The following is a 14,902-nucleotide window of genomic DNA, read 5'->3' on the forward strand; positions in this document are numbered from 1 at the left end:
CTTGCTCTTGCGAGTTTGCTTTGCCAAGGGTTAACATCGAAGCATTCATCCATAATCACTGAGTTACTAGCTCTATGAAGCGCAGAAAGTTGCTTCAGTATTCGGCGTTAGGTAGTGCATCCTTTTTAGGAAACTTGATTTTACTCAGTCAAAATCAGCCAGGTGTTATTGCTACAAGTATGAGCAATAAGCGACTCTACGAATGGATTTTTTTATATTGGATGCCTTATGATAACGACCTTTCAAAGTTTGGCACTCCTATTATGGATATGCTTGCCAAAAGTGTGAATAGCGATAATATTCTTGTAGCGATACAATCTGATTTTAGCGGAGCTAAAAAAATTTCAAGAAACATCCTTACTAAAGGAAATATTTCTACTCAAAGCTTAAATACAGCAAACAGCGCCAGTGAAGAAGCTTTTTCTGAATACCTTAATTGGGCTAAGTCGCAATTTCAAGCTAAAAAATGGGCAATTGTATTCTTAGGACATGGGGGTCGTTTAGATGAAATTAGCCCAGATGAACACCCTGAACCAGGCTTGAATTTAAAAACTCAGTGGATGAATATCCAAAAATTAAGCGGTCTGATCGCAAATTTTAATCAGCAAGTAGGCAAGCGGGTGGAGTTAGTTTTCTTTCAAAATTGCAATAAAGGAACTATTGAAGCCAACTATACTTTTCGAGATACAGCGAAATATACTCTTTCTTCCCAATTACTGCTAGGTGTTCCCAATTATTATTACGAGCAATTATTTAATTTTTTGGGGCGTCAACCAGAAATTAGTGGAGGACAGCTAGCGGAAAAGATTATGGAGTTTGAATCTAGCGATATGTACCATAGCTATACCGCTATCAATAATCGTGCTATCACCCAACTATCTGCAAAAATTAATCCGCTGATCGATGCAGTTCTGGCAGCTAATATAAAAAATATAAATTTGAGCAACCTGACAACTTATAAGTATATGGGCGAACGGTTTGTCGATGTTGTCTCATTTTTTCAAACTATCACCAATCAGTCAGGCGCAAATCAAAATAGATACAATGAATTCGTTGATTTTTTAAATAATTCAATCATTTATAAAGTAAAACAAAATGGTACATTATTGCGCCCTATTCCAGAATATGAAAATTTTTCGGGGCTTGGTATCTTTTTCCCGAAAAGCAAGCATGAGCTGGAAAAATACCGCGATTTCCAGGCTTTTGAGGACTTGAAACTTCTGAAACTTTTCGACGCAATTATCGTTAGCTGATTAGTTCAGGAAGGTGGACAGTGCCCACCCTTCCTGAACCAATTAATCTTGTTGATGAGCAAATTGATAAGCACCAACGAAGGAGAGCGCGATCGCCATCACCGCTAAAATCGGCACCGAGTACCAGGGAAACTGCGACATTGGCAAGTAAGCTGCGGCGCGTAAGCCAATACTGGTATAAGTCAGAGGCAACAGATAGACGACTACTTTGAGGGCAGCCGGGAGAGTTGCAGGATCGAAGAAAGTTGCGCCCAAAAACGACATGGGGATGATTACAAAATTATTGTAAAGACCAACCGCTTCGAGCGATCGCACGCTTAAACCGACAATCACACCCAACCCAGCAAACACCGCGCAATTCAGCACGACCAGCAGCAGAAACAAAGGGTTCAAAAAACTCCAAACCTTGCCAGTAAAGAGTACCGCCACTAAAATCACCGAACCCGCCGTCATTAATCCCCGCACCACACCAGCTAGCATTTTTCCTAAGTGCAAAGCGAGAGGATGCACTGGTACCAGCAGCATTTCTTCAAAAGTTTTCGAGAACAAGCGATCGCCACAGATGGAAAATGTCGTGCCGGTGAAACTAATCACCATCGACGATAGCGCCACCATCCCCGGCAAAATGAATTCCAGATAGTTATTGTAATTACCGCTAATCCCCACACCAGGCTTGATAGAGCTACCCAACCCCAATCCAAACGCCAGAATGTAAATCAGAGGCGATATTAGCCCAGACGCCGCCACCTGCACAATTCGGACACGTAAATCTAACCAATCCCCCCAAAAAACGGTGAGACTATCGGCAATCAGAGTTTGAAACTGGGAGCTTTTTAAGGTTTTGCCCAGATGTAGCGACGTTTGTGATTTCACAGATGCAAGCCAACAACAGAGAACTGCTTAATTTTTACTTTACATTTAATCCAGTCCCCACCTAGCTTGGGACAGAAGCCAAGCAGAGGCGAGGAGGCAATGAGATTTCGCTCCCCTGCACCTCTCCCCTGTGCCTCTCCCTGCACCTCTGTACCGCCGCACCCCTGCCCCTCCTACACTCGTCAGTCGAAGGCAAAATCAGTCACAATAAATCAACGACTACCTTCCCGTGCAACAGATGGAGGCTGGAGGCGAGCGCTGTGCTGCAAAGATTTCTAATCATTCTTGTAATACTTGTACCTTTGGTCATTGCCTATCTGGTTAATGAAAAACGGAAAGCCAAGATTAAACAAATTAAAAATAATAGTGTTGTTTTGGTGAAAGGTGCAGAACAGAAGTACCCCAGCTTACCTCTGAAAAACTATGGAATTCCGCTGATGGTTAGGCGTCAGAATAGAGTCCAAGTTGTCTTTCCCAGACTGACGCCTGAAGGGGATGTTGAATATATTTATTCCTGGCATCCCCTCAATGATGTGGAGGTGATCGAGCAGAACTCTAAAACGAACGATCCAAAGCTGACTACCATCAAAGAACTAGCTCCCATCATTCACGAACACTGGCAATTAGAGCCAGAAATGTCCGTACTTGAGGAGCAATATCGTAAAATTAATGACTTAGCTGATTTAGTCTCTACCTCTGATGTGTATTCTGTCCAAGTAGCTACCTATGAGAAAGCTTTACTTGAGGTTGAAAAGCTGTTAAGGAAAGCCGAACAGTTACAAAAAATATATGTTCGTTTAATTAGAGAGGCTTTAATTGGAGTTAAGGTAGCTGAGTACAATCCCGATCGGCTTATCGTCTCACATCTGGCTTTTGAGTTGCAGTATCAACGAATGAAAGAAGAATATCAACATCTCAAAGATGTCGCCCATGCCTACTCCCAATTGTTGAATGAAAGTAGAAACTTAGCGAGCGAGGAGTAAGCACTGGGGAGGCAAAGCAGCTACAGTTGCAAGAAATCTTGTAGAGACGCGATGCATCGCTTCTGGTAGCTGGGGAAACTGTAGTTTCAAACTCTTCGATGCCTCTTTGCCCCTTTCCCTTCCTCTTTCCCCTTCTCTTCCCTTCCGCCTAGCGGCACAATCTATAGCCATACTGGGAGAAAGGAGAGCAGTTTGATTACTCCCTGTCCAGTAGGCGTGAAATTACCTAAGCGACGATGAAACGTAAATCTAGATACCCTGCCGATACTCCCTATAGTGCCCCTAAAGCTTCTAAATCATCCCCTTTCAATTACACTTCCATCGCTTTGATCGGCGGCGTCTTCGTTCTGGGAATCGGGGTAGGGATTGGCTTTAGCTCTACGGCGACGTTTAGCCCAGAAAACGTCGCATCGCGTGATTTCATTGACCGCGCTGCGCCGAATCCTGAGCTTTGCGTGCAGTTTGGAGCCAGCGCGATGGTGATGGATACTCGCGTCTATGTAACCCTAAATCCCTTTAACGTTTACGTTTCGCAGCCCAATATGCGACCGGGTTGTGTTTTGCGTAGTAACAACTGGTCTATTTTGGAACAAAGAAAGCTGGTAACAGCGGATCAGGTGCGGGATTGCAAGAACCGGATGAACACCTTTGGCTATACCGGCAGTTTGGACGGGCAACCAGATATCCGCTGCATCTATCAGAATGATGGTGCCCAGAATTTCTTCCTGAATCAGCCAGGAGCAGGCGCACCGCCGCCGGAAACAAATAATTTCTAAGGGGAATGGCTAATGGCTAATCGGTAATCGGGATTGGTAATCGGGATTTGTTCGTTCCAATAACCAATTACCGATCGCCTTTGTTTGCCATTAGCAACTCACTTTACCGCCAATCTTCGCTGAGCTGAACTTGCAGTATTTGATTCGGTTGAATAATAGCGGTTTGAGGAGCTGTCAGATAGGTGGTGGCAGCACCGGCGGCAGCGCCTCCCAACAAACCGACGCCTGAAAAGCCTCCTAATAGCATGACGGCTAAAGCACCAATGGCAGAATTCCGGACAACTCGGTTCTGTGAAAGTTGGCGGTTGCCGTCTAGGGAGTCTGATTGGGCGAGAAGGGGAAAATTGCGTCCACCCAGGCTAATCGCTTGGGTAATGAAGCGACTGCCGCGTCGGTCGATCTCAAAGCGTCCAATCACCTGCGTACCAACTGGGGCGATAAGTTTACCAGTGCGATCGCGTATTTCTTCCTCTAGCAGCAACACTTCCTGGCGCGAAACACCATCTCGCAGTGTTAAAACCTTGTCGCCCGGATAACGCAGGCTCAGCGGAGTGCCAGAAGGCAGCAGAACGTCTGGATTCAGAGATGCCGTTGGCGCTTGTATCGGTGCCGATATGGAGCTGGAAGGATCGGGCACAACCGTCGCCGTCTTAGGTAGGGGCGGCACGACAACCATTGGAGAGGCGGTGGTTCTCGGTGCGGCAGTTGTCGATGTGGCAGGTATTGACATGGGCACAGACGCACCCGCTTCTAGAGAAGGTACTGGGGCTACTCTGGTTCTCCTTGCAGGCACTTGGGGGGGATTTTCCGCCATCGGCAACGGTTGACCAAATTCAACCACTCTGGTGGCAGAGGAAGACTGAGGCTGTCTCACGGTTACTGGTGGTGCTGTAGCGATCGCGCCTGAAAGAGGAGGTACGCTCACCGATACCTGATTATTCGTCGAAATTCTCGCTGGAGGCACGGTTGGCGTCGTTAAATTGGGTAGCGTGCTTGAGTGATTCAGAGGCGATACACTCACGACATCAGGCGTTTGGTTCCCTGGGAAGATAGCGGGAGGTAGGGACGGAGAAACCGCGCCCCCAGTGGGAGCGAGAACCCCAGCAATCAGGGGACGCAATACCCAGCGCCCAGATTCTATCTTTTGCAATTGCACTTGTTGGGGGGATAAAACTACCTCTGGCGCGAGATCCAGCACTATTCGGGTAATGCCAGCCTCGAACTGGGAGACTCGAATTTGGCGGATTGGGCCAGAGTAACTTTGTTGAGTTTCCACCATTCCCATTTGAGTATTGGGTAAATCCAGAACAATCCGAGACGGTTGAGCCAGAAGAAAATAACGCGGCGTCGTTCCCTCATCCAGAGCGATTTCTAACTGATTCAGCGCTGGGTCAAATCGCCAATTTGTTAACCGGGCAGCGATCGCTTTTAACTCCATGCCGCTCCCTATAATCGCGATCGCGCCAACCAAACTAAGCGTTTTCAATCTACTCATAGAAAGTCGAAATCCCAGTATCAATTTTTCTCCCCACATCGCAATTGACTGAAATAACGTTCTAGATACAACAATTGTCTCCGTAATTTCAGCGATCTACATCACAAATAAAATGGATTTATATCACCAAATCATCACATAAAAGATCACACTTCAAATACGAGTGCTATCACCCAGTAATTTCTCGGATGGTTTCATACTACGAGTATTGGCTAACTAAACTCTGAGACGTCCCATGTTCCTAAGCCGTGACAATGTGCCAATTGATGCTTCTAGCTGGGTGGAGCGGTGGAAAAAAGTCCAGAGAAAGCTTGTCAAGCGAACGATGCAGTTGCAGCAAGCCAATCGAGAACTAGCGCAGCAAATCACCGAGCGTCGGCAGGTGGAAGAGGCTTTGCAGCAAGCAGAGGAAAAGTATCGGAGTATTTTTGAAAACGCTGTCGAGGGGATATTCCAGACAACTCCGGACGGGCGTTACATTAGCGTCAATCCAGCACTGGCAAGGATTTACGGCTACGCTTCACCAGAGGAACTAATTGCCCATCTGACGGACATCAAGCGCCAGCTGTATGTAGATCCCAATCGGCGTGACGAATTTCTGTATTTACTGCAAGAACACGGTTCGGTGAGTGGGTTTGAGTCTCAGGTTTATCGAAAAGACGGCAGCATCATCTGGATTTCGGAAAATGCACGGGCGGTACGCCAAGAGCTGCGATCTGCAAAGCAATACGAAACGGTAAGCAGCTATAGTGTGGCATACACTAAGGACGAGCAGTGCTTCGGTCATACATTATGCGATCGCGCGGCTGCCTTACTCTACTGCGAAGGCTTCGTCACCGACATCACCGAACGAAAATCTGCTGAAGCAGCCTTAAAAGCATCGGCAGTAGAATTCAAACAACAAGCGAACCATCTGCAATTAGCCCTGTGCGAACTTCAACAAACCCAGACGCTTCTGATCCAAAGTGAAAAGATGTCTAGTCTAGGGCAGTTAGTTGCTGGGGTTGCCCACGAAATCAACAACCCAGTTAACTTTGTTTGCGGCAATCTGGTTCATGCGAATCAATATGCCCAAGATTTGCTAAACCTCCTACAGCTTTATGGCAAACATTATCCCCAGCCAGTGCCTGAGATTGAAGAGGAAGCTGAGGCAATCGATCTGGATTTTTTAATTTCGGATTTCCCCAAAACCTTATCCTCCATGCAAATCGGGGCTGACCGCATTCAGCAAATTGTCCAGTCCCTGCGAAACTTCTCGCGGATTGACGAAGCCAAGATGAAGGCAGTTGATATCCACGAAGGCATTGACAGCACGCTACTAATTCTCCACAGCCGCTTGAAATCCAGAGGAGTCAATACGGGGATTGCCATTCTCAAAGAATACGGCGATTTGCCATCCATAGAGTGTTACGCCGGACTCCTCAACCAAGTATTTATGAATCTCATTTCTAATGCGATTGACGCCCTGGAGGAGACAGAGGCGCGAAGAGGCAGCGCACAGGAGATGCTACATTCTTCCTTGCTCGGCTCTTCCCCGGCTCCCCTGCCTTGTATTCGGATTCGTACCGATGTCCTCGACAACGGAAAAGCAAGTATCCGGATTATCGACAATGGCCCCGGAATGAGCGAAGAAATCCGCACTAGAATTTTTGAACCTTTCTTTACGACAAAGCCCACTGGTAAAGGCACGGGGCTGGGTTTGTCAATCAGCTATCAAATCATTGTCGAGAGACACGGCGGCGTTTTGAAGTGTAATTCAGCACCAGAGCAGGGAACCGAGTTCGTCATCGAAATTCCGATTCGGCAGTAAATTTAGGAATAAGTATCTTTTAGCAGGTTGGTACCGTCTAGTTTCGCGCCTGTCAGGTAAGCCCCCCAAAAGTTTGCTCCGTCCAAGTTTGCCCCGCTCAAGTCTGCTTCTGTCAAATCTGCCATTTTCAAGTTTGCCCCGCTCAAATTGGCACCCCTGAGATTTGCCCGAAACAAATTCGCTCCACTAAGATTCGCCCCGCTCAAATTTGCTCCACTGAGATTGGCTGTGCCTAAACTTGCCTCCATTAAAGAGGTTTGGCTCAGGTTAGCTCCACTCAAGTCAGTTTCGCTGAGCGATCCCTCCTGGAAGTTCGCTAGACTCAGATTTACGCCTTTAAGATCGGTTCCAATTAAGTCTGCACCTTTAAAATCTCGTTCTCCCGCCGCATATCGCTCCAGCAGTTCATCCTTCTCAACGATCATCCACTCCTCCTTTTCTGGTTGGTTAATGTAGCTTGGCGCAACTGCTGAAATTTTTGGTAGTGGTAAATCTGTAGCGCTCGATTGGGTTTTGAGGCAGCAAAAGAGTTCTTTCATTCAAAACTCAGACGCGAACTGACAAGTCAGCGCTAGGCTAACGCCTCGCTTCGCTGTTTTCATGCCCAAAGGGCTGTACGCTATCGCTGCAAGTCTTTTCCAACTTAAAACTTTTTACCACTTACCCAAAAACTGTTATTCCCATATCAATTAGGATTGCTATATTAGCCCTCAGCATAATACGGTTACGTTGGAGTGCAACACTTCTTATGGCGGTAAATGACAGCACAATTAAGCTCGATCAGTTTTTAAAGTGGGTAGGGATGGTGCAGACGGGTGGGCAAGCTAAGCTTTTGATTCAACAGGGTTTTGTTCTAGTCAACGGCACCCTGGAAACCAGGCGAGGACGACAGTTAGTTTCCGGCGATCGCGTAACGGTGGGAAAACGAACTGTTGAGGTTGAGTTGAACAATGTTGAGTCCTAGCAACTTAGAAATTTGTTCCTTTTAACAGATGTCGTCGGATTGCGTTGACGTAAGCAAAGACTGGAAATTGATAATACTCAACAACAACATCTACGACAAAAGCAAGATGAGCTAAAAAGGTTAACCCAATCCAAAGAGTAGGCACCCAAGATAAGGGAGTACCGGGTATTGGGGGGAAAAAGTAGGTAGACAAGGCAACAAGAGTAGTCGGTAATAAGACTAAGGCAACTGCTGCCAACCCAACACCCCAACCCAACTCATTCCCCTTACGATGGGCACCTTGCCAAGTTCGACCATTCCAGCGCCAAGTTATTGGTGATGCGCTATCTGCCATTTTCACAGATTGTTGAATCGGATCGGCAGTGAAAATATGATTGCAAAAGTTACAAGCCCATGCCTCCATTAACGGCATTGCTGCAATCTCACCGTGCCGACAAACTGGACAAGTGTAAACGCCGTCCAACCTAAAATTGTTGTCTGGATTTATTGAATGAAACATCCGCTTAACAAGTATGAAAATTAATCAAGGCTTTCTTTGAATTATAATAACAACCAAATATTTGCGGTTTAATCGTCGGAGTGATTTATGATTAAATCTGGACAATTTATATAAAAAAACAAGACTGAAATTTTTTAATATTTATGCAGAAAAAGATTGGTGGATAGATAAAAGTTTAATCTTATCGTTGTTGCTGAAGCAGTGATTCAAGAAAGTTTGATGAGTTTACAGTGGCTGAAAATGCTGCGGTTAGTGGCTGATTTTATAGCTGGAGTGGTGACGCTGAGGTAGCGAAGCGATCGCTAGTCCTCCTCAAAAATTGCCCCTCGCTGCTTAAGATCGAGCTTCATTGCCTCAGAAAGCCCCAAAACTCCTTCAAACAAAGCATCCTCCACATTTGCACCCTTGAGATCGGCACGCTTAAGCTCAGCCTCTTTGAAATTTGCGCCGCTCAAGTTAGCACCGCTTAAATCAGCATCGCTGAGATTGGCAGCCGTCAGGGAGGCATTCGTCAAATTGGCATTGGGAAGGTATGCACTGGTTAAATTTGCACCGCTAAGGTCGGCACTAGTTAAATTGGCACGGGGCATTTTAGTCCGCAAATCTGCTTGAGTAAGGTTCGCGTGCAACAGATGGGCATCGCGCAGATTGGCATTACAAAGGCAGGCATTGCTTAAGTTGGCATTGCTTAAGTTGCCACGGCTTAAGTCGGCAAAGGTGAGATCGGCACTGCTGAGATTGGTATGATTGAGGTCAGCATTGCGGAGGTTGGCGCTGCGGAGGTTAATACCGCTCAAGTCGGCTCCAGCAAAATCCTCAGATGGATTGATGCCCAGCATCTTCGCGCCGCTGATGAAGTCATCTGCCTTGGCTGCTGCCAACAGTTCCCGTATGATTGTTAGATACTGCTGCTGGTAATCACGAGCTGCCTGCAAGTCTCCGAGGGCGGTGTAAGCAAGTCGGAGATTTTTAAGCGCCTGTCCTTCCCCTCGAACGTCTTGTAATTCTTTGGCGATCGCTTTTGACTGGTGAAAGCAGAGAATTGCTTTTATATGTTCTTCCAAAGAATGATAAGCCGCCCCCAAATTCGAGAGCGTTTGCACCTCACCTGGACGATCTTGGAGTTCCCGCACAATCGCTAACCGTTGTTGCTGATACTCGATCGCTTTTGTATCCTCACCGAGAATGTAGTAAGCATTTCCCAGATTCCCCAGCGCATTTGCCGTGCCTCGCCTGTCTTGGATACGTTGAGCTATACTCAAGTGCTGTTGATAGAATGCGATCGCCTGAGGTAAATCTCCTAAAGCCTTATACGCAGCCCCCAAATTGCCTAAAGCCGCTCCCTCAACGATACTCGCTTCGCTGCCTCGACAGAGGCTAAGTGCCTGTTGCCAAGACTGCATTGCCTCTTGTAGAGATGTAATAACCTTTGTTTCTACATACGTCTGATATTGCTCAATTCCTTGTTTCAGTAGTCGGTTCGCTTCGTCGATCATCACCGCAATGTACAGATGAAGTAAAGCTTTTCGAGGCTCAAACTTTTCGCTCCCCGGCATCGTCTTCACTCCCGAATCCTCCCCTACAAGGCAGGAACAAAGATTAAATTTTTTTAGGCTGGAGAGGGGCTGGCTCCCCTTCCCCGTAGAAAACATTTATTCGGCTTCCCTCTCCTTGTAGGAGAGGGTTAGGGAGAGGTGGGAAGGGGCTGAGGGTTAGGTTTTTTTGAGTCCACTGAGAACCGCTAGCAGCAGAGATTTTCTCAGGCTTTTGAAGCCATGCGCTCCGCACAGGTTCCAGTCAAACAAGCTCGATCCAAAGTTACACCAGTCAAGTTAACACTATCTAACTCAGCGCAGAGCAAATTTGCTCCTGTCAAATTTGCTCCGGCAAGATTTGCACCCCGCAAGTCTGCTTCTTCTAGATTTGCTTCGCTAAGCAAAGCGCCACGTAAATCCGCTTGGCTTAAGTCTGCACCTTGCAGATTGGCACCGCTCAAGTTTACACCCCGCAAGTCAGCGCTCCGCAAATCCACGCCTTGCAAGTTGACACTCATTAAGTTGGCACCACTCAAGAAAGCACCAGCAAAAGACGCTTGAGTAAGCTTGGTTCCCATCAAGTTAGCGCCTCGCAAATTTGCCCCGCGCAAGTCAGCACCGCATAAGTCAGCTTGCATCAAGTTAGCGCCCAGCAGGTTTGCCCGCAAGTCAGCGCCTACAAGTTGCGCTTCGATTAAATTTGCACCATCAAGACGGGCGCGTTCCAAGTTGGAGCCACTAAAATTTGTGCCGACGAGGTTGGCACCGGCGAGATTGATACCTCGCAAATCTACTCCTGAAAAATCTTCGTCTTCTAAATCTGTACCTGGCAGTTGCTTGAGTTTGCCGGAGCGAATTGCTTCAATGTCCATTTGCTAATTGCTAATTGCTAATTGAAGGATTGCTAATGAGGAAAAAAGTTTTAAGTTGTAAAAGGCTTGCGGTTATCGCGTCTGAGTATGGCATTAAAAAGCTCTCTTTTCACTCAAAACTCATAACTCATCACTTTCATTACCCATTGCCCATTAAGGATGGTTGCACTGCTGTACCGGCATAGAGATTTGCATCCAAGAGCCACATTCCCGCCGTCACTTTGCTTGGCGTGACAGGTAGAGTCAAACCCTGTTGCATCCCCATGACGAGGAGTGAGAGCGTTTCAACCAATTTGGGATCGAAGCGATCGCCCTGTTGTTGCCGACACTCTTCTAAAGCTTTGGATAAATTCTCTTCGCTGTCGGGATTGGCATTTCTTGCTTGCGCCAGTCGCCACTGAAAGTCTGAGACTAATTCCAAAATTCTCGATTCCAAGGGAATTTCATCACCCGCTAACCCGGCTGGCTCACCCGTCCCGTTCCACCACTCGGTTTGGTGAGTGACGATTTGGGCAACTGCCCGCAGTTGTGACATTCTTCTCAATACTTGCGCTCCTGGGACCAACGGACAAGTCAGCGCACAACTCGGTGCCTCCTCGTCGTAGCGACTCGACTTAGCCGCAGCCAATACACTTTCCGCCCCCTGCAACGGATCGATGCGGTGCAGCAACCCGGCAAGGCGCAGGCGTTTCATCTGCCAAGCGGGTAAATCGAGCATTTGCCCGATCATTTCGGAGAACGCTACCACTTCTGCTGCTGCCATTGGGTTAGTGACATCTGCCATATCCATGAGTTGCGCCATCCGCAAGAATGCCTGGATTTCGTTGGAAACTAAGTTCCGATCCAGCGCTTGTTGGCGAGATCCGGCGGGGATGTCTAGATTGGTGCCGGTTGATATATCTTCTTGCCCATGCTGGAGATACTCCACTACGGAAGACACCACTGCACCGAGATTGTGAGGGGTTCCTAAGGAGGGCTGCATGGACTCCTTGCAGGCGATGAGTTTTTTCTCTAGTTCCGGGTTGTAGCGACCAATATGGGCGATCGCTATATCCACCGTTTCTTTCACTAACTCTGGCTCAAACGTCCACAGCCCATAGAATTTGCGCTCCAAGTCAGACGCGGGTAGCCCTGCTGCACCATAATCTTCTTCCGAAAGCTCTTGACACAGCACCATCGCCGTGTACGTCGGCGAAAAGATGATTAAGTGCCACTCTTGGGCAACCGGATCGGAGGGATCTAAGCCCACTAAATCCACGTTTGGGCGTTGGCTAGTTGGGTGTTCGGTAAACCCCGAATCTGACGCCGCCATAATCGCGATCTGACCTGCTTTCTGTGCGATGTCTCCATAGCGATCGGCTTCTTGCAGATACCATTTGCCTCTTTGAAAAGCGGCAATGGTCAAGGGAGAACTGTCCTCCGTTAAGATGTGGTCTTCTAGCGCATGGCACAGGGCAACGAGGGTGTTTTTGTAGTACACCCCAAATCGAATTGGTCTTTTACTCGATCTGTGGGCAAATTCTAGCTGTTGCAGAATGGAGCCTTCTAACATAATTTTGGTTTTATTAAATGAACCGCAAAGACGCAAAGAGCAAGGGAAGAAGAGCAATGCAGGCTAGGGTGGGCAATCGCTACTTAGCTATTTATGAAGCTAAGATACCGTAACTAGGTGTTTTTCTTTTGGCTGAATCGGTGCCGCAAGGGCTTCTTCTAAGTCGGCACAACCAAGTTTTTCCTCTAGGATTTTCATCACTTCTCGCCCGAAATCGTTGGGGTTTTGTTGCCATGCTTGCAGGCAAACTTCCCCAAAGAATGAGCCGAGGGGTTCTGGATTCCAAAGTAATTTTTTGGCTGTCCACGGCATAATGCTCATGGGATTGTATCCGGGTTTAAGGACATTCTGCTCGAAGGCATATTCTTCTAAATGAGTATGGGGTTGTAAGCCAATAAAGAAGATTGCCGGTTCGACTTTATCTGCACCAAAGATCCGCTCTAGTTCACGGTGGTAGGCAATGGTTTGGCGAATCGTTTCATGGGTTTCGTCGATTACATTAAATGAGTAATTGACGGAAACTAAGTCGTTGAAGCCTGCTGCTTTTAAGTCGCGGCAATTTTCTAAGACGGTTCGCAGGTTATAGCCCATCCGCATCTTCCGCACAAGTTCTTGGGAACCGCTGGTAATGCCGATTTCAAAGTAGTTCATGCCGGTTTTTGCCATCAAGTCGCATAACTCAGGCGTTAAATTGTCTGCCCGAATATAAGCTGCCCAATGGATATCTTTCATCCCAGCATCGAGGATTTTCTGCAATAGCTCAACGGCGTCATCGATAAATTTCCGAGCTGGGATAAACTGAGCATCGGTAAACCAGAAGTTACGAATCCCTCGGTCATAAAGTTGTTGCATCTCTGCGACAACTTCATCGGCTGGGTTAATCCGTACCTGCTTGCCCTCAATCACTGTATAAATGCAGTAACAACAGTTGTGGGGACAACCCCGCTTTGTCTGCACGCCGACGTAGAAATCTTCGTCTTGCAGATAATATTGAAACTCAGGCCAAATCGTTTCGATGTAGTCGTAATTGCAGGCAGTTTTTTCGATATTCGTGGGACGTTCGTGGATCATGCGATCGCGTGGCGTTGTCTCTCCCACCACATAGCATCGTTCATCCCGAAAATCCTGCCCTCGCAGCATTTTCTCCAGCAACGCTTCGCCTTCACCCACCGAAACAACTGTCCCGGATGGCAGACTCTTACCCAGCTGTTCGTAAAATACGCTCACAGCACCGCCACCGACAACGGCTTTGGCTTCTGGATGATATTTTTGAGCGCGTTTGAGTCCCCGTTTGATTAATCCCAGGTTGCGCCACAGTTCGGTGTAGTATGCCGTGGTGACGCGCAACCCTCCCAGTGCCCCGCGCAATTTCAGCAGCGGATTTTTGGCGTAGTAAAACTCAAAGGCGTGCTGGAGTGGGTTGCCACCTCTGCCGCCCACGGGCGCATAAATCTGAATATCGCGCCAGGAAAATACTAGGAGTGTAGGTTTAAATTCATCGACACATTTATCCAACGCCCCAGTGAAATCTAGAGGCGGCACGGTTCCTAAGTCAAAGATCCGCTGTTCGACTTCTGGGAATTGCTTGTGTACGTGATCGGATAAGTAAACCACTCCGATAGGGAAAATCGGGTTGCAGGGGAGGCGGACGTAGAGAATTCGATTATTCATCGTGTTTTTTTGTATCTAAATTTACTACTACTGAGACTGAAAGCAACAAATGCGATCGCTTTCTCAAAAATTATTCTGGCTATGACTTGCTCTCAGGATTCGAGCCATGTTTGGTATCTTTAGCGACTAGATGTGAATCCGCCATTGACCCGCAGGACTTACTGGCGACAGCAGCACCTCTGTATCTATAAATGAAATGATTCTGAAAGGTCTTTATATAACTTTACGATAACATTGACTATCCTCAGTCTTGCCCTGATTTTGGTTCTGGAGCCAAAAAAGAAAGCCGAACACTGCAAAATCGATCTCTAGTGGCAGCCGGTTCTCAACAACAAGTCAAAATTCAGCACCAATTCATTGCTTATCCTGGAAAAACCTTGGCTTCGCTTGCATTTTCATCTGGCAATGCTGGCATGAGACGTGAGGGAGGTATTTTTACCGGGAGTCATAGTGCGAGTCGCAAGCTTAAGCACGGAAAATTGCCGTTACAATCGCCAGTAGCAAAGATTACTAAAACGGGAATTTTTTCCTCTAACTTTGGGGGGATATCTCACCAGAATATTCAGTTGGTATTCGTGTTTACAACAAGCCGGGATCGCCGAATGTTAGCTTAGTTATG

Annotated in this window: 14 protein-coding genes; 6 read left to right on the forward strand and 8 right to left on the reverse strand. The window is 47.2% G+C overall.

Annotated features, from left to right (window positions below; all coding sequences use genetic code 11):
• The first annotated feature begins 74 nt into the window (after positions 1 to 74).
• Positions 75 to 1,253 (forward strand): clostripain-related cysteine peptidase, encoded by a 1,179-nt coding sequence (locus NDI44_RS15160; RefSeq protein WP_190411768.1) that lies wholly within the window; start codon positions 75 to 77, stop codon positions 1,251 to 1,253.
• A gap of 42 nt (positions 1,254 to 1,295) precedes the next feature.
• Here the strand turns inward: NDI44_RS15160 and NDI44_RS15165 are convergent, their stop codons facing one another.
• A complete protein-coding gene (locus NDI44_RS15165) occupies positions 1,296 to 2,126 on the reverse strand; it encodes an ABC transporter permease (RefSeq protein WP_190411769.1) in 831 nt (276 codons plus the stop codon).
• A 260-nt stretch (positions 2,127 to 2,386) separates the two neighbouring features.
• On the opposite strand from NDI44_RS15165, the gene NDI44_RS15170 reads away from it, so the two are divergent.
• Positions 2,387 to 3,109 carry a hypothetical protein gene (locus NDI44_RS15170; protein ID WP_190411770.1) on the forward strand — a complete coding sequence of 241 codons (723 nt, stop codon included), beginning with the start codon at positions 2,387 to 2,389 and terminating at the stop codon, positions 3,107 to 3,109.
• 236 nt (positions 3,110 to 3,345) lie between these two features.
• Positions 3,346 to 3,885: a DUF3172 domain-containing protein gene (locus tag NDI44_RS15175; protein WP_190411771.1), complete on the forward strand. Its 540-nt coding sequence runs from the start codon at positions 3,346 to 3,348 to the stop codon at positions 3,883 to 3,885.
• A gap of 103 nt (positions 3,886 to 3,988) precedes the next feature.
• Here NDI44_RS15175 and NDI44_RS15180 read toward each other — a convergent pair whose 3' ends face one another.
• Positions 3,989 to 5,380, reverse strand: coding sequence for an AMIN domain-containing protein (locus tag NDI44_RS15180; protein ID WP_190411772.1), 1,392 nt, complete (start codon positions 5,378 to 5,380; stop codon positions 3,989 to 3,991).
• A 235-nt stretch (positions 5,381 to 5,615) separates the two neighbouring features.
• Here NDI44_RS15180 and NDI44_RS15185 point away from each other — a divergent pair, with 235 nt between their 5' ends.
• The gene (locus NDI44_RS15185) at positions 5,616 to 7,190 is read left to right on the forward strand and encodes an ATP-binding protein (protein WP_190411773.1); all 1,575 of its coding nucleotides are present in this window, start codon (positions 5,616 to 5,618) and stop codon (positions 7,188 to 7,190) included.
• 2 nt (positions 7,191 to 7,192) lie between these two features.
• Here the strand turns inward: NDI44_RS15185 and NDI44_RS15190 are convergent, their stop codons facing one another.
• Positions 7,193 to 7,615 (reverse strand): pentapeptide repeat-containing protein, encoded by a 423-nt coding sequence (locus NDI44_RS15190; RefSeq protein ID WP_190411938.1) that lies wholly within the window; start codon positions 7,613 to 7,615, stop codon positions 7,193 to 7,195.
• Between the two features lie 323 nt (positions 7,616 to 7,938).
• On the opposite strand from NDI44_RS15190, the gene NDI44_RS15195 reads away from it, so the two are divergent.
• Positions 7,939 to 8,154: an RNA-binding S4 domain-containing protein gene (locus NDI44_RS15195; RefSeq protein WP_190411774.1), complete on the forward strand. Its 216-nt coding sequence runs from the start codon at positions 7,939 to 7,941 to the stop codon at positions 8,152 to 8,154.
• A 4-nt stretch (positions 8,155 to 8,158) separates the two neighbouring features.
• Here NDI44_RS15195 and NDI44_RS15200 read toward each other — a convergent pair whose 3' ends face one another.
• The 5 genes from NDI44_RS15200 to NDI44_RS15220 all read right to left on the reverse strand — a co-directional run bounded on the left by NDI44_RS15200 (position 8,159) and on the right by NDI44_RS15220 (position 14,283).
• On the reverse strand, positions 8,159 to 8,653 hold the full coding sequence (locus NDI44_RS15200) for a hypothetical protein (protein ID WP_190411775.1): 495 nt from the start codon (positions 8,651 to 8,653) through the stop codon (positions 8,159 to 8,161).
• 302 nt (positions 8,654 to 8,955) lie between these two features.
• Positions 8,956 to 10,209, reverse strand: a complete 1,254-nt coding sequence (locus NDI44_RS15205) for a pentapeptide repeat-containing protein (protein ID WP_242037024.1) — start codon at positions 10,207 to 10,209, stop codon at positions 8,956 to 8,958.
• Between the two features lie 203 nt (positions 10,210 to 10,412).
• Positions 10,413 to 11,060 carry a pentapeptide repeat-containing protein gene (locus NDI44_RS15210; RefSeq protein WP_190411776.1) on the reverse strand — a complete coding sequence of 216 codons (648 nt, stop codon included), beginning with the start codon at positions 11,058 to 11,060 and terminating at the stop codon, positions 10,413 to 10,415.
• Positions 11,061 to 11,199: 139 nt separating this feature from the next.
• Positions 11,200 to 12,612: a DICT sensory domain-containing protein gene (locus tag NDI44_RS15215; protein WP_190411777.1), complete on the reverse strand. Its 1,413-nt coding sequence runs from the start codon at positions 12,610 to 12,612 to the stop codon at positions 11,200 to 11,202.
• Between the two features lie 99 nt (positions 12,613 to 12,711).
• On the reverse strand, positions 12,712 to 14,283 hold the full coding sequence (locus tag NDI44_RS15220; protein ID WP_190411778.1) for a photosystem II high light acclimation radical SAM protein: 1,572 nt from the start codon (positions 14,281 to 14,283) through the stop codon (positions 12,712 to 12,714).
• Positions 14,284 to 14,594: 311 nt separating this feature from the next.
• On the opposite strand from NDI44_RS15220, the gene NDI44_RS15225 reads away from it, so the two are divergent.
• Positions 14,595 to 14,897, forward strand: coding sequence for a hypothetical protein (locus NDI44_RS15225; RefSeq protein ID WP_190411779.1), 303 nt, complete (start codon positions 14,595 to 14,597; stop codon positions 14,895 to 14,897).
• Positions 14,898 to 14,902 lie beyond the last annotated feature (5 nt).

Source organism: Trichocoleus sp. DQ-A3 (genome assembly GCF_039961975.1).
Lineage (GTDB): Bacteria > Cyanobacteriota > Cyanobacteriia > Cyanobacteriales > FACHB-T130 > FACHB-T130.

Bases quoted from the DNA above. Each gene is read 5' to 3' on its own strand.
- NDI44_RS15160 (WP_190411768.1), top strand. From the start codon at position 75: ATGAAGCGCAGAAAGTTGCTTCAGTATTCGGCGTTAGGTAGTGCATCC.
- NDI44_RS15175 (WP_190411771.1), top strand. From the start codon at position 3,346: ATGAAACGTAAATCTAGATACCCTGCCGATACTCCCTATAGTGCCCCT.
- NDI44_RS15180 (WP_190411772.1), bottom strand. From the start codon at position 5,380: ATGAGTAGATTGAAAACGCTTAGTTTGGTTGGCGCGATCGCGATTATA.
- NDI44_RS15185 (WP_190411773.1), top strand. From the start codon at position 5,616: ATGTTCCTAAGCCGTGACAATGTGCCAATTGATGCTTCTAGCTGGGTG.
- NDI44_RS15190 (WP_190411938.1), bottom strand. From the start codon at position 7,615: ATGATCGTTGAGAAGGATGAACTGCTGGAGCGATATGCGGCGGGAGAA.
- NDI44_RS15195 (WP_190411774.1), top strand. From the start codon at position 7,939: ATGGCGGTAAATGACAGCACAATTAAGCTCGATCAGTTTTTAAAGTGG.
- NDI44_RS15200 (WP_190411775.1), bottom strand. From the start codon at position 8,653: ATGTTTCATTCAATAAATCCAGACAACAATTTTAGGTTGGACGGCGTT.
- NDI44_RS15205 (WP_242037024.1), bottom strand. From the start codon at position 10,209: ATGCCGGGGAGCGAAAAGTTTGAGCCTCGAAAAGCTTTACTTCATCTG.
- NDI44_RS15210 (WP_190411776.1), bottom strand. From the start codon at position 11,060: ATGGACATTGAAGCAATTCGCTCCGGCAAACTCAAGCAACTGCCAGGT.
- NDI44_RS15215 (WP_190411777.1), bottom strand. From the start codon at position 12,612: ATGTTAGAAGGCTCCATTCTGCAACAGCTAGAATTTGCCCACAGATCG.
- NDI44_RS15220 (WP_190411778.1), bottom strand. From the start codon at position 14,283: ATGAATAATCGAATTCTCTACGTCCGCCTCCCCTGCAACCCGATTTTC.